This window comes from Bdellovibrio sp. NC01 (assembly GCF_006874625.1).
Classification (GTDB): Bacteria; Bdellovibrionota; Bdellovibrionia; order Bdellovibrionales; family Bdellovibrionaceae; genus Bdellovibrio.
In genome coordinates this window covers 126529-152050 of sequence record NZ_CP030034.1, presented here as the reverse complement: position 1 = coordinate 152050, position 25522 = coordinate 126529, and the positions used below count along the sequence as shown (strand labels likewise).

Below are 25522 nucleotides of genomic sequence, written 5' to 3'. Positions count from 1 at the left end.
ATTCAACATGAAGTTATTATGCATCCTTTTGGCCTTGTGCACTTTTTCGCAAGCATCATTGGCGCAAGATAGCGGTATCTACATCAAACTAGGTGAAGCACGTACAAAGAAAAGTTTGATGGCTTTTCCTCCGCTTCAATATTTCGGTTCACCAACGTCTTCTTCAAAATATCAATCTGTTGGTGCAGAGATGTTTAACACGATTACGAATGACCTTTCCGTGTCTTCGTATTTTCAATTCATCAATCAAACAGCGTTTCTTGAAGACACAAGCAAGACTGGCTTGCAACCAGCTCCTGGCCAAGCAAATGGCTTTAAATTTCAAAGCTGGTCAGCGGTGGGTGCGGATTTCTTGATTAAAGCGGGCTTTTCAATCGCAGGCGATGAAGTGACTTTGGAAACTTACACTTATCACGTATCCCGCGCGAAATTGATCTTGGGCAAAAAATATAAAGGCCCTTTAAGCACAGCTCGCCGTATTGCACACACTTTCTCGAATGATGTTCTTGAAGCTTTGACTGGCAAAGAAGGTCCATTCCTATCGCGCGTAACGGTTTCTACGGATCGTGGCGGTGGTCAGTCAAAAGAAATTTACGTGATGGACTGGGATTCTGCGAATGCGAATCAAGTGACAAGTCATCGTAGTATTTCGATTTCTCCAGCCTGGTCGCCAGACGGTAAAAAGATTGCTTACACGTCGTACGTAAAACGTGTCGGCGCAAAATTCAGAAATGCTGACATGTTGTTATTGGATCTTTCTTCTGGAAAACGCACTTTGATTTCTTACCGCCAAGGTATCAACTCAGGTGCGGCGTTTTCTCCAGATGGCAAAAGTATTTTCTTAACGATTTCTCAAGGTAACAATCCAGATATTTATAAAATGTCTTACGATGGTACTTTGCTTGGTAAAATCACAAATGGTCCATCGGGTGCGATGAATGTGGAGCCAGCAGTCTGCCCAGGTGACAGTTCAAAAGTGGCCTTCTCTTCAGATCGTGCGGGTAAACCGATGATCTATACGATGAATGCAGATGGTGGAAATATTAAACGTCTGACTTTTGCGGGCGTGTTTAACTCTTCACCGTCATGGTCACCTGATTGTAAGAAAATCGCTTTTGCCGGCCAAAGTGAAGATCATTTCGATATTTTCGTGATGAACGCAGACGGCACTGAAATGGTTCGTTTGACGTCAGCGAAAAAATCAAACGGTCGCGGCGCAAGCAATGAAGATCCAAGCTTTTCTCCTGACGGTCGCTTCGTGATGTACACAAGCAACCGCACTGGCAAGAACCAAGTTTATATCTCGACAGCAGATGGTTCCGAAGAGCGTCGTGTAACAAACGACAACTACAATTACTTCAAACCTAAGTGGTCTAAAAACATTGAGTAACTTAGCTTTTGAGGATCAGCTTCGCAAAGAGCGTAACGAGATTTGGTCTCGCTTCGCTCTTGCTGCGAAAACTGACTCAGAAGATCCACTGAATATCTGTTATAAGTGGAGCAAAGCGGCCGATCATCTTTTGCAACTCGCCTTTGCCCACTGCTTTCCCGATCAAAAAATCGCATTGTTTGCTCTGGGAAAATTAGGCTCTTCCGAATTAAATCTAAGCTCTGACGTCGATTTGCTTTTAGTCTGCGAAGAATTATCTTCCGAACTACTTTCCGGTTTAAGAAAATTTCAAAGAATTCTAAATGATCGCACCGCCTTGGGATTTGTGTTCCGAGTCGACTTTGATTTACGTCCCGGCGGCAAACAAGGTCCCCTGATTCCCACACTTGATCAATTCCGTGATTATTATGGCAACTATGGTGAAACCTGGGAACGCTTAGCACTCGTGCGTTTAAAAGCCGTCGCAGGTGACGGTGAAATCATCGGACAAACTTTAACTTTCGCAAAAAAGTTTTCTTTCCGTCGTCATCTTGATTTCACTTTGCTTGAAGATTTAAAAACGTTGCGCTCGCAGATTCAAAATCATTATTGGGAACGCAGCCAGAATCAGATTATCGATTTAAAATTAGGCGTGGGCGGTATTCGTGACGTGGAATTATTCACACACGCTTTGCAAGTCGTTCACGGCGGTAAAGATCCTTCCCTGCAAGTACAAGGCACAGTTCAGGCTTTAAAATTAATTTCAGATCGTGGTTTATTACCGGCAGATGAATCGAAGTTCTTACAAGAGCACTATCGTAAACTTCGTAAGTTAGAAAACTACGTGCAGGCCTTGGAAGACCAGCAAACTCATTTGCTTGATCCCGGCGAGGAACATCCGGAATTTGTTAAACAAGCTCTAAAAACTTTAAATGACGAAATGAAACGTTGTGATCAAATCGTCAAAACTCTTCTGGGTGAAGCTCCGAAAGCGACTTCTGTTGAAGAAGAGCTTAGCAAAGTGGGCCTTGGCGAAGAAGAACTACAAAGCTTGTGGAATGAGATTTTAGATCAACAAGTTCTATCGCGAAATCGTGGCCGTGATGAGCTTTCACGCAAAGCTTTCCTGCAGGAATTTTTGCGCACGTTGCAAGAACAAGGCGGCGATATTCACCGTGCTTTGTTGTTACTAAAGGACTTCGTTCACGGCACTCGCGCTAAAGCCACTTTCTTTGCGATGCTATTGCGTGAAAAATCTTTGATGCAAAAGCTTGCGTGGTTGTTTGGACATTCTCCATATCTTTCGCGTATTTTGTGCAATCGTCCTGAATTGCTAGATAGTTTCGTTTATCGCTCGCAAGATAAGTTGTCTGACGATATGGGTGTGTTGCTGGAAGAGCTTGCGGAAAAAAGACTTCTTTCGGAACTGATCAACGGCAGTCAATATTTAGAAAATAAAGATCTGCCTTCGTTGTTACAGAATCTTTCTTCAACAGCGGATCTGATTGCGGGAAATCTTTTAGAAGCGATTAAGAAAGAATACCCGTCGTCATTGCAGATTCTGGCTCTTGGTAAATGGGGCGGCGAAGAACTGGGTTTCCGTTCGGATCTTGATTTTATTTTCGTGATTCCCAACGATCCCGTCGATAACGATTTTAAAGTAGCAAAACGTTTTATCACTCGTCTGACTGAACCACATCGTGGTGGCAGTATCTTTTCGATCGACATGCGCTTGCGTCCTTCTGGCAAAGCCGGTCCGATTGTGATGCCACTTAAAGATCTGCAGGAGTATTTGCGCAATGAAGCTGCTGCTTGGGAACGCCAAGCCTACTTGAAAGCTCGTTGGGTGGGTTCGCTAGGACCGAAACTTGTCGCGGAATACATGAACAAAGGCTTAACGAACGAAGAGTTGATTGAGCTCAATCGTATTCGTGGCGAACTGATTTCTAAATCACCGAACTTGAATTTGAAATACAGCGAAGGCGGTTTGGTCGATATCGAGCTTGCGGTTCAGAGCTATTTATTAGCGAAAAACATTACTCCCGCTCATTCGGGAATGACGGCTTTTTTTGCTGAACTTCCCTCTGAAGCGATGCCTTTACAGGCTAACTATGATCGACTGCGTCAGATGGAGCAAATGCTTCAACTGGTGGCGTCAGACTCCTCTGTAGAACTGGTCCAGAATCACGAGTCCTTTCATGCGCTTGCCTTAGCGCTTCATACTTCGTCAACGAAGCTTCTTGAAGAGGTTCATGAGCTTCTCTCGACAAACCTCTCCATTTTGAAGGCACTTGACCCTCGCAGGCAGGCTCACTAATAGTGAATGTGTTCATACATTAGGAGTTCAAAGTGTCGAAGAATATCGATATTAAGAAGGTCATTTGGATCTATCTTTTTGCGTTCTTGTTAGCAGCGTTTAGTTTTAGAGCAGATGCCGCCGAAACAAAAACAGAGACTGAAACAAAGACTGCAACCGAAGTAAAAAAAGCCGACAAAGCATCGAAGGCTTCTAAATCTGCAAAAGCTACTGAAACGAAGAAAGGGCAACCGATGTTTGCAATTTTCGAAACTACAAAAGGCAATTTCAAAGTAAAATTCTTCAACGATAAAGCACCAAAGACAGTTGAAAACTTCGTAGGTCTTGCTGAAGGCACTAAAGAGTGGACTGATCCTAAATCTGGCGCAAAAGTTAAAAAGCCATTCTATGACGGTTTGACTTTCCACCGCGTGATCAAAGATTTCATGATTCAAGGTGGTTGCCCACTTGGAACTGGCACTGGCGGTCCTGGTTACCGTTTCGAAGATGAATTCCCAGCTGGCGCTCCGAAGCACTCTAAACCTGGCATCCTTTCAATGGCGAATGCCGGTCCTAACACAAACGGTTCACAATTCTTTGTAACAACTGTTGCAACTCCTTGGTTGGATGGTCGTCACACAGTATTCGGTGAAGTTGTTGAAGGCATGGATGTAGTTCACGCTATCGAGAACTCTAAAACAGGTCCAATGGATCGCCCTGCTGAACCAATCGTAATCAATCACATCAAAATCGTTCGCGAGTAGTTTTTAGTCGCTACAGTTTGAAAGCTTACTCCGGCAACACCGGAGTAAAAAAGAAAACCCGCCTTATAAGCGGGTTTTTTTTATGTCTTCTGAGGATCGTTATTTCTCGCAGAACTGTTTCGCTTTAATCCAGTATCCAGGCGAGCAGTACTCCGTCCAAACATTGTCTTTGTTGGTTCCATAACCATAAAACCAAACCAACTTGTCATCTTGTGATTTTGGCTTCACTTGATCAGGCATCTCGACAGGCATTTTGTTATTCACAAGATAGCACCAACCGTAAGCGCGCATTTCCGTATCAGACACAACTTCCAATGCATCAAGACCTGTTGGACTGTTATTGATCGAATTGAAACCTGCTGGAACACCAACGTAAGCGATTTTATTTTTCTCGAAAATTTCAATCGACGTTTCACCAATCGATTTATTCAGATCGGCTTGATAAGTGCCTTCATAAATAGGCTTGTCTGAGCAAGGACCAAAGATTTTCCACGTCAAAGCGTGAGTCGTTAACGGCACAGCGATAAGGGAAACAATTAAGATCTTTTTCATGGAGCTCTTGTACTTAAACAGTATGAAGAGCTCAACCAAATTTGCGGATTTTAAAAACTTTATTTATTGTTCTTACGAACTTCATCCATATCAAGTTCGCGAGCACGTTTAACCACCTCTTCAAGAACTTCTTCCGGTAAAGCACCAGGCTGAACGAAGACGATCTCTTGCTCTTTAATCACTGCCAGAGTGGGAATAGAGCGCACTTCAAACATATTTGCTAGATCAGGATTCTCATCCGTATTTACCTTAACAAATTTTACGTCGGGATGTTTGGCAGCGACGCCTTCAAAAATGGGGGCAAAACGTTTGCACGGTCCGCACCATACAGCCCAGAAATCGATAATCACGATTTGATTGTTCTCTACGATTTCTTTCAATGAATCTTTTGTTACATCCAGGACCTGCATCAACCTCTCCTTGATCATGTTTCAATCTTAAGTGAGCATTTACTAAATACAAGGAGGTTTCTCGTGAAAAAGGTACTTTGTGCTCTTCTGATGGTGTTCTCCGTTAAAGCATTCGCTAACGACGCAGGTTGCGGTTTGGGTAGCATGGTTATCACTAAAAACAGCAAATTGATGCAGTTGTTTGCGATGACTACGAACGCGACTTTGTTGACTCAAGTTTTCGGTATCACTTCAGGTACTTCAAACTGTTCAGCAAGCGGTATCGTTATGAACGATAAAGAAGTTCAGTACTTCGTAGAAGTAAACCAAGAAGAACTTTCACGTGAAATGGCTCAAGGTCATGGTGAAAAACTTTTCACTTTGGCGCAAATGAAAGGCTGTGCGAACGATGCTTCTCAAAAAGCGTTCGGTTCATTCACACAAGATTCATTCTCTAGAATCATGCCTTCATCAACAACTTCAGCTTCTGACGTTGTGAAAAACTTGAACTCTGAAATGTCTCAACAGAAAGAGCTAGCACAATTGTGCCATGGTTCTTAATTTCCTAGTTCTTGCATTCATGCTTGTCGCCCCACAAATTACGTGGGGCTTTTCTTTTGCGGATACACAATCGCGTATCGAACTTTATAAGCAACAGGCAAAAGACAAAAAATTAGCGCATTCATCACAGTGGTTGCGCCTGGGTCACTATCGTTCTTCGACGTTCGGTGGCTATCATTCCCCGATTCAAGGGAATTTTTTTATCGCTCCCCACGGCAACAAAGATCCCGAAGCAGAACTTGATGCGACTTTGCAGTTGTTATTTACGGCCAAGAAAGCGCAGTGCCGTTACCTGGCTCGCACATCGTGGTTAAAAAAAGAACTTTCAATTTATCCAGAAGATTTGCAATCCTGTCCCGAGCGCGACTCGTGGAAAGAACTTCTTGGCGCCAAAGAAATCTATTTGATCTTTGCAGCCAGCGACCTGAGCAGTGCGGCTTCCAGCTTTGGTCATACGTTTCTACGTCTTCATAATCCTAAAAACACAGGCAAACTGGAACTTCTTGATTACGGTGTGAATTACGCAGCAGTCACAGGTGAAGAAAGTGGTGCCTTGTACGCAATCAAAGGATTGTTCGGCAGCTATCCCGGAACATTTTCGATGCAGCCTTATCACCAGAAGATTCGAGAATATACAAATCTTGAAGGTCGCGACTTGTGGGAATATCGCCTGCATCTAACGCCGGATGAAGTTACGTTTATCATCGATCATCTTTTAGAACTTGAGGGCAGCTGGGCCCCTTATTATTTTTCTGACGACAATTGTTCTGCACAAATCTTGGAACTGATCGAAGTCGCAAAACCAGATATCGATCTTACTTCGCAGTTTCACGATTTCGTCATTCCACTGGATACAGTGAAAGCCCTTGAAAGTAAGTGGATGCTTGATAGTGAAAAAGTTCGTCCTTCACTACAAGCAGAATGGCACACTCGTTATGCGAATTTAAATTTCGATCAACGTAAAGCCGTTGTTGAAATTATTAAAGACAAGTCCGTAGCAGAGCCGCATTACCTGTCTTTGAATCCAAAACAAAAAGCTGAATCGATTGAAGCATCGTTAAGCTATTTGGCGTTAACCGAATATCGCGAACAAAAAGAAAAGAAGGACGAGAAATATCAATTGGCACTAGCTCGCTCGAAGCTGGGTAAAGTGACCGAGCCGATTGTGATTCCTCCTCCACCTTCGCCGCTAACAAGTCCTGATACGACAGCCGTGTATTGGGGTTACGGAAAAGATTTAGGTCAGGATTTTTATTCGTTCAAATGGCGTCGTGGCTTTCATGACTTGCTTTCTGATGACAGTGGCCTTGCACCGTTTTCGCAACTGGATTTCTTTAGTGCAGAAGTGCGCTATATGCCGACTCGTCAAAACTGGGATCTTTATCAGTTTACATTTTTAAATATTATCACGACTTATCCTTGGACCGAGTTTGAGCGTCCTTTAAGTTGGAAAGTCGATGTCGGAACGCAGCCAAAATTAGCACCGTATTTTAATGGTGGTATTGGTGCGGGTGTTGACGTGGCCTTACCGAAAGCGGCGCGCGCAACGATGTTTGTGATTACTGAAAATGACCATTTGCTGGAAGTTGCAAATCCACATTTCGGAGTTGAAGGTTTACTTGTGAACAAGTGGACTGAACATTTTAGAACGATGCTTGATGCGAAGTATTTGTACTCTACGTCAGAGGGCAGATCGTTTGGCGATTACTCTGCGGGACTATCATACTCTGAATTTAAAACCGAAATCCGCTTTGAAGGAGAGATCCGCGACAACCACGATCAGTGGAAGCTGTCGATCATCTTTTAGCCACCCCCGTGACGTAAACGGGCGTAGTCTCAATTTGATACATGCCATATCCAATTCATAAGACCTCAGGGGCACTAAGCTTGCTTCTATTCATGGTGAGACATCCTATGTCTTGAGGAGCACTTATGAATTGGTTCAAAAAAATCCTAGTTTCAGTCGCCCTGTTGAACATCGCGATCGGACCTGCTTTTGCCGGAACCATGACAGAGGCTGAAAAAGCTAAGATGTCGCAATATAAAGAATATCTTGAACCCATGGGTTACCGTTTGGTGGTCGATGAAGAATCTAAAAAGGCCCTGGTTTACGATAAGTCTTCAAACAAATTGGCGATGGAAATCCCGTTTGGCGAAGAAGAAAATCTACGTAAGTTTTCTCCTAAATCTTTGAATAGAATGCTTTTAGACGAAATGGTGCGCGTAAAAGGAGCTGGTAAAGCAGCCTTTTCGCACTCTATGAAATCATTGCCGACAGAAAGTTTGATTTTCTTCGTCGCAATGGGTGCTGTGGTCGCTGGCCAATTGATTACAAACTATTCGCAAAATCCGGTCGCAATGAAACAACATATCGACCATCAATTATCACCAATTGGTGTCTTCGGTTTCTTTGCTTTCATGGCTTCGCAAGGTTTAACTTCAAACGTTCTTGCGATGTATATGACAAATCCAAAGTTCCATCACATGATTCCCTATCTTGGAATGACTGTCGGTGCCTTCGTACAAAGCTATCTTTCACAAGTAGCATCTGATCCAAATGTTATGGCCTGTGGTAAAGTCATGCTGGGCGGTCAAGTAAACGAAAAAGACCAAGCGGCCGGCGTTGATGCAGATCCATGCTCGAAAGCTTATGAATACTTGGTATTGAAGAAAAAAATCTGGGAGTTCGCTCCTGGTATGGTTTCAATGTTGGCCTCTTCTGCCCTAGCAGGTTTGGGTCAATCGATTGTGACTCGCGCAGTTCTGCGTTTGACTGGTGTTGATATCGCTTTGTGGTTAGTTCCTGGTAGTTACCAATTAAAAGGTATTCGTCTTCTTATCGTGAAGGGCCTACAAATCGGCGTCTTCGTTGCGATCGATGCTTGGTTGAATCGCAAAGTCACATATGCGTGGAAGAATTTCTTCGACGGTGCTGACTTTAAAGATATGAATGAAGACCTTGTGAAGAACATGAACGACTTAAAGAAGTCACAGTGGACAGCATCAAGCGCTACAATGAAAGACAGCTTGAAAAAGTTCCGTTCTAAGATGACGGACTGGCGCATGATGAACTTGTCTGAAGTTTACGAAGCCCACCAAGCGTGGTCCGAAAACTTGTTCCAATTAACAAGCATGTATAACTCTAGTTATGCCTTCTATAACGCTTTCGTGAATGAAGTGCGCAACGTGAAATACAATATGTCGCCACTAAAGCCATTAACGATTGCTTACCCATTGAATGGCGTAAATGCAAAGGGCCTTGAAGCAGGTAAAGAAGATCTTTATTTCCAAAGCCCTAAGATGGTTGAAAACTGGCAGTCCGACACTGTCATGGACGCTGTTAGTGTGATGGATGCAGTTACCAAGTCTGAAGACTACAAATACTTCATGCCACTAGAAAAGAAGAAGTGGGAAGAGATTCGCAATCTTCTGGCAAGCGACGATCACATGAAACAAGGTGAAGGCCTTGCGTTGTTGAACCAAACAATTGAAATCGCAGTACAAAATATCGCGGCTTCAATGAACTATAGAAAATATCTTGTGCAGTTGAAGACGTCGATGGGTAAACCAGATCCAATGCTTGAACCAGGTCGTGGCTTCCTTGCGACTTATGATTCTGCACCAAGTACTGCTGAAAATTTCAAAGGCACTTCTTACTACCGTCAAGTTGGTGTGTTCTTCACTCCAAAGATGACAGACTATTTGATGATGCAAATGATCTGTGGACCTGACGTGGAAAAAGGTGAGTCTTCAGTGAAGAAATCACGCGGCTTCCCTTCTGTGTTCGTGCCGCCACAATTACGTGTTGCCGGAGATAACTTTGAAGCTCAATGTCAGACATTCGGCATGGCCAAATTGAAAGCTCAAAACATTTATACGTTCCCAGTTCAAACTGCGAGCAAGAAAATGTACAAAGGCTTCTTAAGTTACCTTGTCGAAAACACAAGAGATGGCGTCGTCGGAACTGAACAAGAAGCTTCATTCCCGAACTGGTGGGTTCGTACAACAGAAGCACAAATGCAAAAAGCATTTGAAGACTATGGCAAAAGCTATGATGAAATCGTAGTGAACATGATGCGCACGATTTATCGCCAAGATCGCGAATCATATTCAAACGTGTTTGCAAAAATTTGGGATAAAATCGGCAATGGCACTAAGAATTTCTTTGATAGAGAATTCTGGGGTGAAGTTCGTAAAGACAAAGCGACTTTAAACCGCGGCCCGATCTCTAACGGTGCGATCAATGCTGCTTTCCAAGAAGAAAGAGCTTACTTGTCAGTATTGTCTGACATGTTGGTGCCTGCTGCCCAATACAAAATGGATCTTGCGACAATCTTAACGCAAACTCCGACAGTTGCTGATATCAAAGCGGTAGAAGATCAGTTCGCGATTTTAAATGCCCAATTAAAACAAATTAAGATTGTGAACGTCGATGGCCGCGAGGCAATTCAGTCAACGCTTGAGAACTACCAATTGGAAGAACAACTACAAAAAATCCAAGCTGCGTTGACGAACGTGTCGAACAAATTGGGTGTTGGCGATGATAAGTCGCAAGCTGTGGTTAAGTTGACGGCTTCACAACAAGAAGTAGCAGTAGCTACACTTGAAAACCTGCAATCACTTGCATCAGAAATCATGATGTACGGAAGTATGGCAAACGCCGTAAGCTGGGATAAAATCCGCAACGTAAAACAAGCGAATATCCAAAAACAACAGTTCAACAATGAAATCCAGGAAAAGCTTTCGGCAATGCGCGGAATGACTCTTCCTGGTAAACACTAAAATTCAATCGTCAAAAGTCCTGTGTCACACTTCGTGCTGGTGATTATTAGCACGAAGTGAGTAATCAACTTCTCTTTGTTGATGTTCTTTTTCATTCTGGGGTTAGGCCCAAAATGAAGGAGGATGCATGAAGCGTTTGGTTATTAGCGCGGCGATGATAATTTCTTTATTCGTGTCGGCTGTGAATGCCGCTGACGTCAGTGCTGATGACATGAATAAATCGAACAATCCATTAACTCCGATGGCGGCGCTGAATCTTCATGACTATATTACTTCAAAAATTTATGGCACGGATGAAGATTCCAATTCTTTCTTCCTGCGTGGCGCTTTACCACACAAGTTGTTCAATACTCCGCAAATTGCGCGCTTAACTGTTCCCTACTCTACAGTTCCTGATCCCGCAGGTGGCAGTCATGTGAATGGCATGGGCGATATTAATTTATTTGATATATTTTTAATGGGCATACCTGATTTTCAGGTGGGTATCGGTCCTTATTTTGTTTTTCCGACTGCATCGAAAGATGAAACGGGTTCGGGCAAATGGCAAATTGGCGCAGCGGCGACAGTCATCCATCCTGATACTTGGGGAATGGTTGGTGCACTTCTAACTTATCAACATGATTATGCCGGCGATGAAGATCGTCCCACACAAAATATTGCAACCCTTCAGCCATTCTTAATCTTTAACTTACCGACGGGATTTTATTTACGCTCGACAGGCATTATGAATTTCAATTTGGAAACAGGCCAGTACTATGTACCGATCGGGTTTGGCCTTGGAAAAGTTTGGAAGTTTGAAAGTGGTATCACCATGAATCTTTTTGCAGAACCACAGTGGACGCTTTACCACAAAGGCGATGGATATCCTGAATATCAAACCTTCGTGGGCTTAAATTTTCAATTTCCTTTGGGTGGACATAAATAATTTTTTACGAATCTCTAGGATGGAGGCTTTGTCGTGAAAAAGTTAGTTCTGAACTCTCTTCTTGTCAGTGGAATGCTCCTGTTTGCTTCCTGCAAAAGCACGGAAACTCCAACCCAGCATTCTTATTTACCCACAATATCTTTAAATAATAGCGAAACAAAAATGGTGGCTGAACAAGTCTATGCTTACGGCTATCCCCTGCTGATCATGGACGTCAGTAAAGATATGATGACGGCTACTCCTGTCGCGACGGACTCCAAAGCGCCGATCAATCAGTTCGCGCATAAACGAGAATTTCCTGATGCAAGCTTCACTGACATCGTCAGTCCCAATGCGGATACTCTTTACAGCACGGCATGGTTAGATCTTAGTAAAGAGCCTATCGTATTAAGCGTTCCTGACACTGGTAAACGTTATTACATTATGCAGTTGATGAATGCGTGGACTGAAGTGTTCGCAAATCCTGGAACTCGAACTACGGGAAATGGTAAAGGCAATTTCGTTATTACCGGTCCCAATTGGAGTGGCAGTGTGCCTGAAGGACTGCGCCAAATTAAATCGGCTACAAATGACGTCATGATTATCGGCAGAACTGAGGCGACGGGCAAAAGCGATTTTGCGGCGGTAAATGAAATTCAAGATGGTTACCGACTGACGCCTCTTAGTTCTTGGGGACGCAGCTATTCTCCGCCAAGAAATGTGGCTGTGAAACCCGGTGTGAATTTAACGCAAACACCAGTTGATCAGGTCGAGGGCATGTCTGGAATTGAGTTCTTCACAAAACTTTCTGAATCCATGAAGCGCAATCCTCCCTTGGCGCAAGATAAAATCATGATCGAAAAAATGAGAAGCCTGGGGATTGAAATTGGAAAAACTTTTGATCCGTCAGTTCTGTCCCTTGATCAGCGCAATGCCATCAATGCCGGCGCGCAAACAGCGCTGAATAAAATTATTAACGCCGCCAAAAATCCTAAAGGCGAAAAGGCCAACGGTTGGACTTATCATTTCAACACCGGCCGCTACGGAACCAACTATGCAAATCGAGCCGTCATTGCCCATGTGGGTTTAGGTGCAAATCTGCCACAAGATGCGGTCTACCCAGTTTTAACAACAGATTCGATGGGCAGACGACTGAATGGTAAATACAGTTACGTGCTGCACTTTCCAAAAGGTGAGCTTCCTCCGGTCAACGCCTTCTGGTCGATCACTCTTTACAATGATAAAAACTATTTCGTCAGAAATCCTTTGAATAAGTATTCTGTGGGCAATCACGATAAACTCGTTTTCAATCGCGACGGTTCACTGGATATCTATATCCAATATCAACCGCCTGCAAAAAGCAGAATTCCAAATTGGCTGCCAACTCCTCAAGGAAATTTCAAATTGATGGCCCGTCTATATTGGCCGAAGTATGAGATCTTGAATCGCAATTGGCGACTGCCTGCAATTCAACGTGTGGAAACTCCGCTTAAACAATTGTCTCAAAATGATACATTTGAGTAAGTCTTTGATATAACTCCACAAAGTCACCGCTGTCTCATTTTGAGAGGGCGGTGACCACTTCTGTCGCTGCATTCACGGTCTAGACAGTTTCCATTTGTTAGGTCTATTTAAATGCGTTCCCGCGTAGCATCCCTTTTGCTCTTTAGTCCTATGAAGCAAATTTACTTTTTTGACTAAGGAGAGAGAGTCATGAAAAAAGCATTCGTTATTGGTATGGTTGCACTTGCTACGACAGTATCTTTTTCGGCAGCACACGCTGCAGGTACAGTTGCCGCTAAATCTGTAAAAGAGTCTTTGGTTGATTATACAAAACAAATCAAAGAAGCAGCTTTCGGTAAAGGCGGAACAGCAAAAGGTTTGAGCGCACAACAAGCCCAAATCGCTCGTGACAAAATGATCAATGAGTTGAACCTACCAGCAGGTAAAAACAATGCTCTATCTATGTCGATCTCGTCTGATTCAGCGAAATCAGCACAACGCCTAGATAACTTGGCAACAATCATCGCCGCTAAAAAAATGGCTGGCGAGATTTCTAAAACAGACGTATCGGAAGGTAAATCTATCGATGCAGCAGCTTCTGCTTCTGCAAAACTTCTTGCAAACGCTTCATTAACAGGCGCGCGCAAAACAGCTAAAGAATTAAACCCAGCAGAATTGGGCGATACAACAGCAGCATTGACGAAGCTTGAGTCTTTGCCTGAAGGTATCTTGACTCGCTTCTCTAAAGCAGAGCGCGACTCTTACACGAAAATCATCGAAAAACATGACGAGCTAGTTGAAACTGGCGCGAAATCAACTTCTGAAGAAGCATTCGTACAAGCAATTATGGACGTGAAAAAAGTTGATAAAGCTAAAGCGATGGAAATCGTACGTAAACTTAAAGAGTGCGTATAGTTCCAATCTTTCTTCGACAATAACGAATAAAAAAGCCGGTGTAACAACCGGCTTTTTATATTTCTGCCTTTGAATCATCCGTCACAATTAAAATCTCAATTCGACGGTTCATGGCCTTGTGTTCATCTGTATCATTCGGAACAATTGGCTTTTGGTCGCCATAAGAAATCGACACAAATCTTTTCGGATTCAGCTTATGAACTTTTACCAGATAACGAACCACGGCAGTTGAACGGCCGCCCGCTAATTCCCAGTTACTTGGATACAACGCACCTTCAATCGGCGAATCATCGGTGTGGCCTTCGATAATCACACGTTTATCGTTGGATTTAAGAATATCAGCGACTTTATCAAGTGAAGGCAGCGCTTCAACTTTTAACTTAGCAGATCCTGGTTGAAAAAACGTTGAAGCCGTTAAGGCCACGCGCACTCCCACAGCATCATGATAAATATCTTGAACCGCCGCTTTTTTATCAGCAGAGCTCATCGACTTATCCAGAGACCTTTCCACATAATCCTGCGCTTCGCGTGGACCGCCTTTTTTAGGAAAGCTTCCTAGTGGCATCACCAATTCCGCTAAGGCATTTTGAATGTCGTTTGGATCAGAATCCGTACCGCCACGCCCGACCATGTGGAAATTTAATTTAATCGAATCTTCAAACTCTTTTTCTTTGCCTTCGTTCTGACTTGAAGTCGCATACATCACGACGAAGAAAGCAAAAAGTAGCGTAATAAAATCCGCATAGGACACCAACCATCTTTCGTGGTTTTCGTGTTCGTCATGTTTGCGGTTTTTACGCGTCTTCAACACAGATTATTTCTCGTTTGAATAAAGGAAAGCGTGAAGCTTTTGTTCAAGCAAAACAGGATTGATACCGCTAGCGACCAGAAGACCGCCTTCAAGTATCATCATTTTTTCGCGAGTTGTATTGTGAACGTTCTTTTTCAATTTGTTGCCCAAAGGAAGGAACAACAAGTTGGCAGAGCTAACACCATAAACCGTTGCGACGAACGCGACAGCGATACCCGCACCAAGTTTACTTGTGTCAGTCAGATTGCCCATGACGTGAATCAAACCTAGAACCGCACCAATGATACCGATTGTTGGTGCAAAACCACCAGCATCAGCCCAAATCTTTGCGCCCGAAAGCAATTCATCTTCTTCTGTTTGAATTTGTGTTTCGTAGATATCGCGAATCGTATTCACTTCAACACCATCGATGACACAACGAAGAACACCTTTTAATAAGGGATCTTTAATTGCATTCAAGCGAGGCTCAAGTGCCAGTATCGATTCTTTTTTCGCAAGACGAGAGCAATCAACGATTTCTGTGATGCGCTCTTTGATTTCGCTTTCTTCAGCGCGAAATGCTGACTTCGCAAGTGCTAATCCTGTTTTCAAATCTTTCTCAGAACTTGAAACCATGACAGCGCCAATTGTTCCTGCCAACACGATGATAAATGCTGTGAGCTGCATCAAAGAGCTCATGTGTCCGCCCTCGAGCAAATTCCCCAGGATGATCCCGCCGAAACCCACCAGAAGCCCTAACCAAGTTGCTTTGTTCATATACAAAAAATGATGCCATAAGCAGAGAGCAGTGACACCGAGACCACTCTAAGACCTAGACTTTCTGCGAGCGAAATTCTAAGGTATGATTTTTCGCATGCTTGAATTCATATTGAACCTCGATAAACGTCTCTTTTTCTTGATTAATTCCCAGTGGACTTCCCCTTGGGCTGATCATTTTTTTCCAAGCATTACGGACCTTCATAAAACACTCGTATTTAAGCTTACGGTGGTTCCTTTCATTATTGGGATGTTCTTGTGGACTAAGGGTCTTAAAAAAGGGTTCGTGGTTTTTATCTTCTGTTTACTTAGCGTTTTGATTTCTGATGGTGTAGGCAATTGGGCATTTAAGAAAACCGTACAACGTCCGCGTCCTGCGGAAACCCAAGATCTGGTTGTGCAAGTTCGCGCACCTTTTGGTGGATATAGTTTTGTGTCGAATCACGCGACGAATATGTTCTCGCTCGCGACATTTATTTCCATGATCTATCCAGTTGTAACTATTCCTTTATACGCATTGGCGTTTTTAATTGGTTACAGTCGTATATATAGCGGAGTACACTTTCCAACAGACGTTATTTGTGGTGCCATGTTAGGCATCATCGTTGGAATAATGTTCGCTAAGCTTTGTAAGCGAGTAATGGCACGTTTGGATCGAATCGACGAAGAAGAGGCTAAGACAACATGAAAGTTCTAGTTACTGGAGCGAATGGCTTTTTAGGAAGTTGGGTGACACGGGCCCTGGTCAATGATGGCCATGAGGTTTATGCACTTGTTCGCGCAAACAGTGACGTATCAGAACTTGACGGTGTTAATTGCAAATTCGTTCACGGCGATGTCACAGATATTCTTTCTTTACTTGAAGCCTTCAAAGGCATGGACAGCGTTTTCCACTTAGCAGGCGTGATCGCATATAAAAAATCACAACGCGCTTTAATGGAAAAAGTAAACGTTCAAGGCACAGCCAACGTTGTTGAAGTGTGCCGTGAGCTGAAAATCCGTCGCCTGGTTTATCTTTCTTCAGTTGTTGCTATCGGCGGCGGCCGCAGCAGCGAACAGGTCTTGAATGAATCTTCCGAATTCAATGTTCATGATTTAGATCTTGGTTACTTTGAAACCAAACACAAAGCCGAAATGATCGTTAAGAAAGCCTGTGATAAAGGCGAAATCGACGCGGTTATTTTAAATCCCTCAACGGTGTATGGACCTGGCGATGCAAAAAAAGGCAGCCGCAAAATGCAGGTCAAAGTCGCACAAGGTAAATTTAAATTCTACACTTCGGGTGGCGTTAACGTTGTCGCTGTTGAAGACGTTGTTGCAGGCATTCTTAGCGCCTGGAAGAACGGCAAAAAAGGCGAACGATATATCCTGGCTGGCGAAAACATTTTGATTAAAGACTTGTTCACGATGATCGCTCAAGAAGCGGGAGTAAAACCTCCGCCGCATCATCTGCCGGATCAAGTTCTTCACGTCGTAGGTGCTGTTGGCGATTGTCTTGAAACAATCGGCATGAAAGGTCCTTTAAGTCGTGAAAACGCATGGACTTCAACAATGTTCCACTGGTTTGATTCAAGCAAAGCGCAACGCGAGCTGGGATTTAATCCCCGTCCTGCTAAAGAAGCTATTCACAATAGCGTGCAGTGGATGAAAGACCACGGTTTACTTTCTTAATATGAAATGGATCGGCGTTTTCTTTTTTGCTATCGCTGCGATGATGTTAGCTGCCGCTTTGTTTTTGTGGAATTGGCTGCCAACCCCATCTGAAATCAAAGGCTGCATGATCACGTCGATGTATCATGTGACTTTATGTCCGGGTTCTAGCGAATACGTTCCACTGAATAAAATCTCCCCTTATCTAGTGAAGACTGTGATCTTAACGGAGGATTCAAACTTCTATAATCATCACGGCTTTGAGTGGGACGCGATTGAAAAGAACTTCCGTGAAGGTTGGGAAAAAGGCGTTTATAAACGTGGTGGCTCGACACTAACCCAACAACTTGCGAAGAATATGTTCTTAAATAAAGACCGTACTTTCTTGCGCAAAGGCCTTGAAGCGATCATCACCGACCGCATTGAAAAGACGCTGACTAAAAAAGAAATTCTTGAACGCTATTTTAACGTCGTGGAATTCGGTAAAGATATTTACGGCGTAAAAAAGGCCGCGGCTTATTATTTCAAGAAATCGCCAGCAGAACTTGATGTCGTGGAAAGTGCTTTCTTAGCGATGATCCTACCGAATCCAGAAAAGTATTCGAAATCTTATTTCAAGAAAGAGCTGACACCGTTTGCCCGCAAGCGTCTGGATCGCATCGTCGGCGATATGTACAAATATAGCCGCATTAATGAAGCAGAATATGAAGCCGCCGTTCTTAAGATTCAAAACTTCTTAAGCCCAGCACCGCCTCCGGAAGAGATCGAAAGTACAGACACAATGACATTGCAAGATCTTGAAAAGGCCGAGCAGGAATTGCAGCAAGATACGGAAGAGGAACAGTAAACGCTTCGACCTGATCGAAGCGTTTAAGAAAACTACTTTAGAAGTTTATGACGAATGCGCACGAACGAAACGTTCATGCAGATCCAAGTCGCCAACAACAACACCACAACGTTGACTGAAATCATCACCGGGCTGCCGTTATGTAAAATTCCGCGCACGGCCGATACCGCATGTGTCAGCGGAAATAAATAAGCGATATAGCGCAAGCCTGTCGGCAATTGCTCTAACGGGAAGTAAGTTCCACTGAGCAAACTCATTGGCACAATCAGACCCGACGTCGAATAAATAAATGAATCATAGTTGCGCGCAATCGATGTAAAGATCATACCGATGCACGAGAACAAACATGACAATAAGAACAGCACTGGCAACGCCAATAAAATCTTAGGCGTATCAATCAGACCAAAGAAGATCGCGACCACTGTCACACCCATCACACCAAAGAAACCTTTAGAAGCTGCCCACAACAATTCGCCGGCAACAATTTCTTCGGGTCCCACGCGAGTTAACATGATTGTCGCGTAAGTTCTTTGATGAGTCAGCTTCGTATAGTTCCCATAAGTTCCTTCGAAGAAAGCGACAAGCATCGCTGTTGTTGAAAGCAACGCTGGGAAAAAGAATTCGATATACGACATGCCACCCATGTTATTAACAAAAGCACCCAGGCCGAAGCCAATAGCGCCTAAATAAATAACTGGTTCAAGCACGATCCAGAACAACGATACCAGCCACGTCTTTTTAAAATATAAAAAATTACGCTGCCAAACTTTCAAGGCACCGTCGTTGACTGTAGGGATAGCAAATAGTTCTTTGATCTTCATGCTATTCATCCCTCAATTGGTGACCGGCAAGTTTCAAGAACACGTCATTCAATGTAGGTTTACGAATATAGATTTTGTCGCTCGCGATCAAATCCACAACTTTACGACCTTCTTGATGTTCTTTAACCAAAACAGAAACAGTATCTTTGATCACTTGATAGGCGAAACCTTCCGCACGCAAACGACCCAAGTAATAATTCAAATCGACAGGATTGGTGTCGAACTCAACAACCTCTTTACCAATCAAGTCACGAATCAAATCGCGAGGCGCACCGATCGTCAGAATTTTTCCGTTGTCGATGATCGCAACACGATCACACATCTGCTCTGCCTCTTCCATATAGTGAGTTGTCAGAACAAGAGTGCTTTTTTCAGATTTCAAATGTTTGAAGAAGTCCCAGATCCAGATACGCGCTTGCGGATCTAAACCAGTCGTCGGTTCATCCAAGAAAATAACTTCAGGAGAGTTGATCAAACCGCGCGCGATCGCCAAACGACGTTTCATACCGCCGCTTAAAGTTTCAACCGAACGATCTTGATATTCTTCCAATTTCATCAAACGCAACAAAGCCTGTGCACGAAGATCGGCTTCAGCTAATGGGATATTGTGATAACTTGCGTAGACTAAAAGATTTTCGAGAACTGTGAAGTCGGGATCGAGGCCGTCCTCTTGCGGGACGACACCGATTCGAGATTTGATTTCGCGGTAGTTTTTCTTAACGTTCAAACCAAGAACGTAAAGCTCCCCGCTTGATACGAGGGCTGAGCAATACATCATCTTCATCGTTGTTGTTTTGCCAGCCCCGTTTGGACCAAGAAGTCCGAAACATTCGCCCTTGTAGATTTCCAGATTTATTCCGTCGACAGCAATTTTGTCTTCGTACTTCTTTGTTAAATCTTTGATCTCAATGGCGACGTTTGTACTCATTATTCCTTCGATGCTCTTGCGCGTTTGTTTGGATCAGTTTCGCGGCAACGAAGACGGATGTTCTTCGGTGTTACCTCGATAAGCTCAGAGTCTTTGATCCATTCCATCGCTTTTTCCAACGTCATTGGACGAACTGGAACTAGACGGATAGCTTCATCAGAACCTGAAGCACGGACGTTCGTCAATTTCTTCTCGCGGCAGATGTTTACTTCTAGATCATTATCCTTAGCGTGTTCGCCAACGATCATGCCTTCGTATACGTCTTGGCCGTGAGTCACGTACATGATACCGCGCTCTTGAAGATTCCAAATAGCAAACGCTGTTGCTTGACCTTTACGATCAGAAATCATCGCACCATTCATACGGTGTTCGATTTCGCCTTTGTATGCTTCCCAACCATCAAACTGTGTATTCAAAAGACCTGTACCACGAGTGTCAGTTAAGAACTCTGAACGGTAACCGATCAAACCACGTGAAGGGATGCGGAATTCAAGACGAGTACGACCTGAACCTTTTTGAACCATGTTCGTCATCACACCTTTACGTTTACCCAACTTCTCAGTCACGGCACCCACGAAAGAGTCTTCGATGTCGATAACTGCGATTTCCATTGGTTCCATTTTAACGCCGTTTTCTTGCTTGAAGACAACAGTCGGTTTTGAAACTAGAAGTTCGAAGTTTTCACGACGCATTTGTTCGATCAATACACCCAATTGCAACTCACCACGACCAACAACTTTGAATGCATCAGTGCTGTCAGTTTTTTCTACGCGGATCGCAACGTTGTACAACAATTCTCTTTCAAGACGCTCAAGGATCTTACGAGAAGTAACGTTCTTACCTTCCATACCTGCGAAAGGACCGTTATTTACCGAGAAGATCATACCTACTGTCGGTTCATCGACACGGATACGTGGCAATGGACGTGGATCAGTCGCTGAAGTGATAGTGTCACCGATAGTGAAATCTTCCATACCAGCGATAACTACGATGTCACCCGCGCCAACTTCTTGAGCTGGAACTTGCGAGTTCACTTTGTATTGGTACAAAGCTGATACTTTAACTTTTTTCTGACCGTTCGCTTGAACGCAGATAACGTCGTCACCAACTTTGATTTGACCCGCGCGCATACGACCGATCGCCAAACGACCTACGTAATCATTGTAAGAGATATTTGAAACCATAACTTGCAATGGAGCGTTCTCATCAATTTTTGGAGGAGGAACTAGATTTACGATAGCATCGTAAAGAACTTCCAATGAACCTGTGTTAACTGCTGGATCCAATGTCGCCATACCTTCACGCGCAATAGCGTAAACAGTGTGGAAGTCACATTGTTCTTCAGAAGCTTCAAGGTCGATGAACAAATCGAAAAGTTCGTTGTGTACTTCTTGGATACGAGCGTCTGAACGGTCGATCTTGTTGATACAAACGATAACTTTCAAGTTTTGCTCTAGAGCTTTTTTCAACACGAAACGAGTTTGTGGAAGTGGGCCTTCAGAAGCGTCGCAAAGAAGGATACAACCATCAACCATGTTCAAGATACGTTCAACTTCACCACCGAAGTCACTATGTCCCGGTGTATCTACGATGTTTACTTTGATATCTTTGTAAACGAAAGAGGCGTTCTTCGCAGCGATCGTGATACCACGCTCTTTCTCTAGATCCATGGAGTCCATCAAACGATCATCAACGTGTTCGTTGTCACGGAATGTACCTGCTTGTTTAATCAAGTGGTCTACCAGAGTTGTTTTACCGTGGTCGACGTGCGCGATGATCGCGATATTTCTAATTTTCTTTGGATCTTGAATCATATTTACCCTTCTTAAAATTCAATCTTCAAAACTTAAAACAAAACTAATTTAAAAACATATCAAGTTTGTGTCAGAGGCGACTAACCGTGGCCGCCCATTAAGAATTCTTCTGACGATGTATCTTCTTGCTCAACAGTGCCGATTCCAGCAAAGAACGCGTTTGCTAGATCCATAATCTCTTCGTTGGATTTGGATTGGAAAAGACTCTTCCTGAATTGTGCTGCACCAGAATACCCTGTTGAGAACCAAGCTGCAAACTTTCTGAGCTGGATACCAGTGATGTGTTCATCACAATGCGCAACAATCTCACTTTTCAAACTATTGAACAGGGCTTGGTAGTCACGATTCACATCTTTAGGCTGTTCGCCTCGCCATAAGGAGAGGGCATCCATGAAAATGAACGGATTTTTTAAGCAACCACGACCGATCATTACGCCGTCAACGCCCGACTGTTGCAGTCTCAAGTTGGCTTGACGAGCTGTGAGAATGTCTCCATTTCCCAAAATTGGAATCTTGGTGTTGGCTTTCACATCGGCGATGAAATCCCAGTCAGCCAAACCGTTGTAACCTTGAGCTCTTGTGCGCCCATGGATCGCAACCCATTCGATACCTTCGTTGTAAGCGATATTGCAAACTTCGATGGCATTGCGAGAGTTCGCATCCCAACCTGTACGAATTTTGATTGTCAGAGGAATTTTGATCGCACCTTTTACGGCCGCCAAAACTTTTTGCAAAGCCACTGGATCTTTTAACATCGCAGAGCCCGCACCCTTCTTAACTACTTTCGGAACTGGGCAACCAAAATTCAAATCGACAAAGTCACAACCTTCCGCTTCCGCGAATTGCGCAGCTTTTGCGATTGTCTCTGGATCTTCACCAAACAATTGAATACCGATCGGACGTTGAGTTTCATCGAAACTCATAAGCTTCAAAGTTTTTTCCGATTTGTATTCAATGCCTGTAGCACTCACTAGCTCAGTGACAACAACACTGGCATCAAGTTTTTTCATGAATGTGCGAAAAGCGTGATCCGTGATGCCGGCCATAGGCGCAAGCACGAACGGGTTTTTCTTTAAGGCTTCATTTGGTGTCATAGGCACCGGGGTATAACAAAATCGTAATAAAAAAGGTACTGTTGTTTTCGAAAAATGACGTTATTTCATAGGTTTAGACAATCAAAAGCGAGCTTTCAGCAGTAATCTCGCGCCGCCTCAAGGAGTTTAAAAAATGTTAAGTGATATCAATGTCTTAGAATAAGAATCGCGAGCATTTTTGGTCTCTGTTCACTCAACATAAACAGGCCAACCCCGCTCAGGTCGAATATAGGCGACTTCACCGGGCCTGCCTTTAGCAATGTTAATAAGAAAACCCTGCTTGGAGGAGATTTTATGAAGACAATCTTGATGGCCCTTTCATTGGTTCTGACTTCTGCTTTCGCCCATGCAGCTGATTTTGATTGGTCCAAAATGGCTGACGAAGTGAAAGTCGCGGATGTGACTTACAAGGTCTCGAAGATGAAATTTAAAGAACGCCTTTTTGCGCAAGAGTTCTGTAGCAAGCTTGGGATGAAGCTTGCGAGCTTTCAGTCATTAGTTGATGTTGCAGTTTATGCACCGAAAGTTCGCTCTGTACATTTTCGCGCAGACTTCAGCGATGAAGATATCAAGAGCGGAATCTTTGGTTGGTATAATTCAAAAGTTACTAAAACCGGCGACAACTGCGTGGTTTTGAAACTTAGAAATGAAGAAGCTCAAGTGACAAGCCTTACTGAAATCAATAAATGGTTATCACAAAACGGAGTGACTCCATACAAAGAGCTTCCAGCTATTTGCGAATAATTTATTCGTGAAGCCAGGTCACACGGCCTTCGAGCTGGCGCGGAGCCTTCGGAGGATTGTGATCTGGGTAGCCCAAAACCATCGCGCAGAGTAATTCTAATTCGCCTTTTTGATATTCCGGAAGTTTATCCACACCTAAAAACTGATCGACTTCTTTTTGAATCTCAAGTGGTGCACCCATCGTGCACGAACCTAAGCCTTCAACTAAGCACGCCAAATTCATGTTTTCAACCGCCATGTACACGGAACCAATGCTGGTGTGATAACGCTCTTCTTGATCGTTGTGAGAGTACGCGAAAATAATTGCAGGTGCGTCGCCCAGCGTGAAGAAAAATCTTTCAGTGAATTGATACAGTGAAGGTTTCAGTCGCTGTGCCAAAATATCTTTGATACCTAGCCACGATTTTTGCGAATACGCCAAATACTCGTCGCGCTTTTTTCCAGTCACAACAAAGAAACGCCAATTCTGACGATTTTTTCCAGATGGCGCCTGCATTCCGGCCGCAAGAATTCTTTCAATCACCTCTTTGGGAACTTCATCCGTTTTGTATTTACGAATAGATTTTCTGCTTTCGAGCAATTGATAGAATTCTGTTTTTTCCACTTAGGCCTCTACGAATTTTTGGTGCAAACGTTGAATTGCTTCTGTGCTTTTGTCTTCGCTGACAAGGAAACAGAAGTTGTGCTTACTTGCACCCAAACAAATCATACGCACGTTGATATCAGCGATTGTTTCGAAAATCTGCTTACCCAAACCTGGCGTGTGATTGATATTGTTACCGATTAAGGAAATCAAAGTCAGATTGTCTTCAACTTGCACGTCTGCGATTTCTGACAAATCTTGAATCAATTTTTTATTCAACAATGTCGAATCATCCAATGTCACACTGACTGAAATTTCTGACGTCGTGATCGCATCGATACTGACTTTGTGATCGTTAAAGATTTTGAAAATTTGAAACAAGAAACCGTGCGCGTGCAACATTTCTGGAGTCGACAGCGTGACCAGAATTTGTTTTTTTCTCATCGCCATTGCGCGGATCAATGGATAATCATCAACGTCTTTGCGAATCCACGTTCCTTTTGCTTCCGCATCGAAACTAGAACCCACGAACACCGGAATGTTTTTACGAATCGCCGGCAACAAAGTCGCTGGATGCAAAACTTTCGCACCGAATGTTGCAAGCTCGGACGCTTCTTTAAATGAAATTTCGTCGATGGGTTTTGCTTTCGGGCAAATGCGTGGATCTGTTGTTGCGATACCCGCAACGTCTGTCCAGATCTCAAGAACATCAGCGCCAACACCTTCAGCCACGATCGCTGCGGAATAATCAGAACCACCACGACCCAACGTCGTCGTCATGCCCTCTTCAGTTCTACCGATATAACCTTGAGTCACGATCACAGTTTTATAATCGCGCAAAAAACCCAGCTGCTTACTTGCAAGCTCTGCAATTTCTTTGGTTTGTGGTTTCGCTTTTCCGAATGAATCATCGGTTCTTAAGATATCGCGCACATCAAAAAGTTTTGCAGATTTGTTCGAACCCTGTTTTTGCAACACCGTCGCCATTGCTTGCGTGCACAAAACAGACGACATTCTTTCGCCCAAACTCATCAACGCGTCCATCGCTTTGACAGAGCAGTCTTTCAAAAGGTGAACACCTTTTGCTAAAGACTCCATCTCTTCAAAGAGGGAATTTAATTTTTTATTAGAGTCGTCAGAAAGTTTGAGATCGGCTGCGATCTTTTGGTGGCGAGTCTTGATCTTTGCAAGAATCTTTTCAGCCTCTTCCCAAGTTTGTGTTTCAGCTGTCTTACCTAACGCGATCAGGTCGTTTGTCGTTCCAGAAGTTGCGGAAACCACAACCACGCTAGAACCCTGGCGGAATGCCACTTCGGAACTGCGAAGCATGCACTCGGCATCTCCCATGGAAGTCCCACCAAACTTTGAAACAATGAGCTTTGCCACTTTGACTCCTTCGTCGACCCCAGCATCTTATCTTTTCTTGTTTTTACTTCAAT

General features: G+C 43.6%; 23 protein-coding genes. 13 read left to right on the top strand and 10 right to left on the bottom strand.

All coding sequences use genetic code 11. The features are described from left to right. Positions 1-7: 7 nt before the first annotated feature. The 3 genes from DOE51_RS00780 to DOE51_RS00770 are packed head-to-tail and all read left to right on the top strand — an operon-like array spanning position 8 to position 4429. The gene (locus DOE51_RS00780; protein ID WP_142694707.1) at positions 8-1390 is read left to right on the top strand and encodes a PD40 domain-containing protein; all 1383 of its coding nucleotides are present in this window, start codon (positions 8-10) and stop codon (positions 1388-1390) included. Then, a complete protein-coding gene (locus tag DOE51_RS00775; RefSeq protein ID WP_142694706.1) occupies positions 1383-3686 on the top strand; it encodes a glutamine-synthetase adenylyltransferase in 2304 nt (767 codons plus the stop codon). The genes DOE51_RS00780 and DOE51_RS00775 overlap by 8 nt, the downstream gene beginning before the upstream one ends. A gap of 32 nt (positions 3687-3718) precedes the next feature. Continuing rightward, the gene (locus DOE51_RS00770) at positions 3719-4429 is read left to right on the top strand and encodes a peptidylprolyl isomerase (protein ID WP_246845215.1); all 711 of its coding nucleotides are present in this window, start codon (positions 3719-3721) and stop codon (positions 4427-4429) included. A gap of 99 nt (positions 4430-4528) precedes the next feature. Here the strand turns inward: DOE51_RS00770 and DOE51_RS00765 are convergent, their stop codons facing one another. Then, positions 4529-4981 (bottom strand): DUF4430 domain-containing protein, encoded by a 453-nt coding sequence (locus tag DOE51_RS00765; protein WP_142694705.1) that lies wholly within the window; start codon positions 4979-4981, stop codon positions 4529-4531. Between the two features lie 59 nt (positions 4982-5040). Then, positions 5041-5391 carry a thioredoxin gene (gene trxA / locus DOE51_RS00760; RefSeq protein ID WP_142698115.1) on the bottom strand — a complete coding sequence of 117 codons (351 nt, stop codon included), beginning with the start codon at positions 5389-5391 and terminating at the stop codon, positions 5041-5043. A 63-nt stretch (positions 5392-5454) separates the two neighbouring features. Here trxA and DOE51_RS00755 point away from each other — a divergent pair, with 63 nt between their 5' ends. The 6 genes from DOE51_RS00755 to DOE51_RS00730 all read left to right on the top strand — a co-directional run bounded on the left by DOE51_RS00755 (position 5455) and on the right by DOE51_RS00730 (position 14035). Next, on the top strand, positions 5455-5931 hold the full coding sequence (locus DOE51_RS00755; RefSeq protein WP_142694704.1) for a DUF3015 family protein: 477 nt from the start codon (positions 5455-5457) through the stop codon (positions 5929-5931). After that, positions 5921-7738 carry a DUF4105 domain-containing protein gene (locus DOE51_RS00750; RefSeq protein ID WP_142694703.1) on the top strand — a complete coding sequence of 606 codons (1818 nt, stop codon included), beginning with the start codon at positions 5921-5923 and terminating at the stop codon, positions 7736-7738. The genes DOE51_RS00755 and DOE51_RS00750 overlap by 11 nt, the downstream gene beginning before the upstream one ends. A 125-nt stretch (positions 7739-7863) precedes the next feature. Beyond that, positions 7864-10713, top strand: coding sequence for a hypothetical protein (locus tag DOE51_RS00745; protein ID WP_142694702.1), 2850 nt, complete (start codon positions 7864-7866; stop codon positions 10711-10713). Between the two features lie 127 nt (positions 10714-10840). Beyond that, complete coding sequence (locus tag DOE51_RS00740) at positions 10841-11638, top strand: hypothetical protein (protein WP_246845213.1); 798 nt, start codon at positions 10841-10843, stop codon at positions 11636-11638. 33 nt (positions 11639-11671) lie between these two features. Beyond that, on the top strand, positions 11672-13141 hold the full coding sequence (locus tag DOE51_RS00735; protein ID WP_246845212.1) for a DUF1254 domain-containing protein: 1470 nt from the start codon (positions 11672-11674) through the stop codon (positions 13139-13141). A gap of 189 nt (positions 13142-13330) precedes the next feature. Then, positions 13331-14035: a hypothetical protein gene (locus DOE51_RS00730; protein ID WP_142694701.1), complete on the top strand. Its 705-nt coding sequence runs from the start codon at positions 13331-13333 to the stop codon at positions 14033-14035. 55 nt (positions 14036-14090) lie between these two features. On the opposite strand, the gene DOE51_RS00725 is transcribed toward DOE51_RS00730, so the two are convergent. Together DOE51_RS00725 and DOE51_RS00720 are read right to left on the bottom strand one after the other, a co-directional pair. Continuing rightward, on the bottom strand, positions 14091-14846 hold the full coding sequence (locus DOE51_RS00725) for an OmpA family protein (RefSeq protein ID WP_246845211.1): 756 nt from the start codon (positions 14844-14846) through the stop codon (positions 14091-14093). A gap of 3 nt (positions 14847-14849) precedes the next feature. Further along, positions 14850-15602, bottom strand: a complete 753-nt coding sequence (locus DOE51_RS00720) for a flagellar motor protein (RefSeq protein WP_142694700.1) — start codon at positions 15600-15602, stop codon at positions 14850-14852. A 97-nt stretch (positions 15603-15699) separates the two neighbouring features. On the opposite strand from DOE51_RS00720, the gene DOE51_RS00715 reads away from it, so the two are divergent. The 3 genes from DOE51_RS00715 to mtgA are packed head-to-tail and all read left to right on the top strand — an operon-like array spanning position 15700 to position 18099. Further along, positions 15700-16290 carry a phosphatase PAP2 family protein gene (locus DOE51_RS00715; protein ID WP_142694699.1) on the top strand — a complete coding sequence of 197 codons (591 nt, stop codon included), beginning with the start codon at positions 15700-15702 and terminating at the stop codon, positions 16288-16290. Continuing rightward, on the top strand, positions 16287-17273 hold the full coding sequence (locus DOE51_RS00710) for an NAD-dependent epimerase/dehydratase family protein (RefSeq protein WP_142694698.1): 987 nt from the start codon (positions 16287-16289) through the stop codon (positions 17271-17273). Before DOE51_RS00715 ends, DOE51_RS00710 begins: the two co-directional genes overlap by 4 nt. Before the next feature lies 1 nt (position 17274). Then, the gene (gene mtgA / locus DOE51_RS00705) at positions 17275-18099 is read left to right on the top strand and encodes a monofunctional biosynthetic peptidoglycan transglycosylase (RefSeq protein WP_142694697.1); all 825 of its coding nucleotides are present in this window, start codon (positions 17275-17277) and stop codon (positions 18097-18099) included. Positions 18100-18131: 32 nt separating this feature from the next. Here mtgA and DOE51_RS00700 read toward each other — a convergent pair whose 3' ends face one another. The 4 genes from DOE51_RS00700 to dusB form a co-directional block, all read right to left on the bottom strand. After that, positions 18132-18920 carry an ABC transporter permease gene (locus DOE51_RS00700; protein WP_142694696.1) on the bottom strand — a complete coding sequence of 263 codons (789 nt, stop codon included), beginning with the start codon at positions 18918-18920 and terminating at the stop codon, positions 18132-18134. A 1-nt stretch (position 18921) separates the two neighbouring features. Continuing rightward, a complete protein-coding gene (locus tag DOE51_RS00695; protein ID WP_142694695.1) occupies positions 18922-19848 on the bottom strand; it encodes an ABC transporter ATP-binding protein in 927 nt (308 codons plus the stop codon). Next, positions 19848-21662, bottom strand: a complete 1815-nt coding sequence (typA, locus tag DOE51_RS00690; protein WP_210415552.1) for a translational GTPase TypA — start codon at positions 21660-21662, stop codon at positions 19848-19850. The genes DOE51_RS00695 and typA overlap by 1 nt, the downstream gene beginning before the upstream one ends. A gap of 80 nt (positions 21663-21742) precedes the next feature. Then, positions 21743-22756 carry a tRNA dihydrouridine synthase DusB gene (dusB, locus tag DOE51_RS00685; protein WP_142694694.1) on the bottom strand — a complete coding sequence of 338 codons (1014 nt, stop codon included), beginning with the start codon at positions 22754-22756 and terminating at the stop codon, positions 21743-21745. Positions 22757-23050: 294 nt separating this feature from the next. On the opposite strand from dusB, the gene DOE51_RS00680 reads away from it, so the two are divergent. After that, positions 23051-23500 (top strand): hypothetical protein, encoded by a 450-nt coding sequence (locus DOE51_RS00680; RefSeq protein ID WP_142694693.1) that lies wholly within the window; start codon positions 23051-23053, stop codon positions 23498-23500. Position 23501: 1 nt separating this feature from the next. Here DOE51_RS00680 and DOE51_RS00675 read toward each other — a convergent pair whose 3' ends face one another. Further along, entirely contained in the window at positions 23502-24104 is a 603-nt protein-coding gene (locus DOE51_RS00675; RefSeq protein WP_142694692.1) for a nitroreductase family protein, read from the bottom strand. Then, positions 24105-25469, bottom strand: a complete 1365-nt coding sequence (gene lysC, locus DOE51_RS00670) for a lysine-sensitive aspartokinase 3 (protein ID WP_142694691.1) — start codon at positions 25467-25469, stop codon at positions 24105-24107. Positions 25470-25522: the final 53 nt, after the last annotated feature.

Coding starts and splice junctions, on each gene's coding strand:
- DOE51_RS00780 (WP_142694707.1), top strand. CDS start 8: ATGAAGTTATTATGCATCCTTTTGGCCTTGTGCACTTTTTCGCAAGCA.
- DOE51_RS00765 (WP_142694705.1), bottom strand. CDS start 4,981: ATGAAAAAGATCTTAATTGTTTCCCTTATCGCTGTGCCGTTAACGACT.
- trxA (WP_142698115.1), bottom strand. CDS start 5,391: ATGCAGGTCCTGGATGTAACAAAAGATTCATTGAAAGAAATCGTAGAG.
- DOE51_RS00750 (WP_142694703.1), top strand. CDS start 5,921: ATGGTTCTTAATTTCCTAGTTCTTGCATTCATGCTTGTCGCCCCACAA.
- DOE51_RS00745 (WP_142694702.1), top strand. CDS start 7,864: ATGAATTGGTTCAAAAAAATCCTAGTTTCAGTCGCCCTGTTGAACATC.
- DOE51_RS00740 (WP_246845213.1), top strand. CDS start 10,841: ATGAAGCGTTTGGTTATTAGCGCGGCGATGATAATTTCTTTATTCGTG.
- DOE51_RS00730 (WP_142694701.1), top strand. CDS start 13,331: ATGAAAAAAGCATTCGTTATTGGTATGGTTGCACTTGCTACGACAGTA.
- DOE51_RS00720 (WP_142694700.1), bottom strand. CDS start 15,602: ATGAACAAAGCAACTTGGTTAGGGCTTCTGGTGGGTTTCGGCGGGATC.
- DOE51_RS00715 (WP_142694699.1), top strand. CDS start 15,700: ATGCTTGAATTCATATTGAACCTCGATAAACGTCTCTTTTTCTTGATT.
- DOE51_RS00710 (WP_142694698.1), top strand. CDS start 16,287: ATGAAAGTTCTAGTTACTGGAGCGAATGGCTTTTTAGGAAGTTGGGTG.
- mtgA (WP_142694697.1), top strand. CDS start 17,275: ATGAAATGGATCGGCGTTTTCTTTTTTGCTATCGCTGCGATGATGTTA.
- DOE51_RS00700 (WP_142694696.1), bottom strand. CDS start 18,920: ATGAAGATCAAAGAACTATTTGCTATCCCTACAGTCAACGACGGTGCC.
- DOE51_RS00695 (WP_142694695.1), bottom strand. CDS start 19,848: ATGAGTACAAACGTCGCCATTGAGATCAAAGATTTAACAAAGAAGTAC.
- typA (WP_210415552.1), bottom strand. CDS start 21,662: ATGATTCAAGATCCAAAGAAAATTAGAAATATCGCGATCATCGCGCAC.
- dusB (WP_142694694.1), bottom strand. CDS start 22,756: ATGACACCAAATGAAGCCTTAAAGAAAAACCCGTTCGTGCTTGCGCCT.
- DOE51_RS00680 (WP_142694693.1), top strand. CDS start 23,051: ATGAAGACAATCTTGATGGCCCTTTCATTGGTTCTGACTTCTGCTTTC.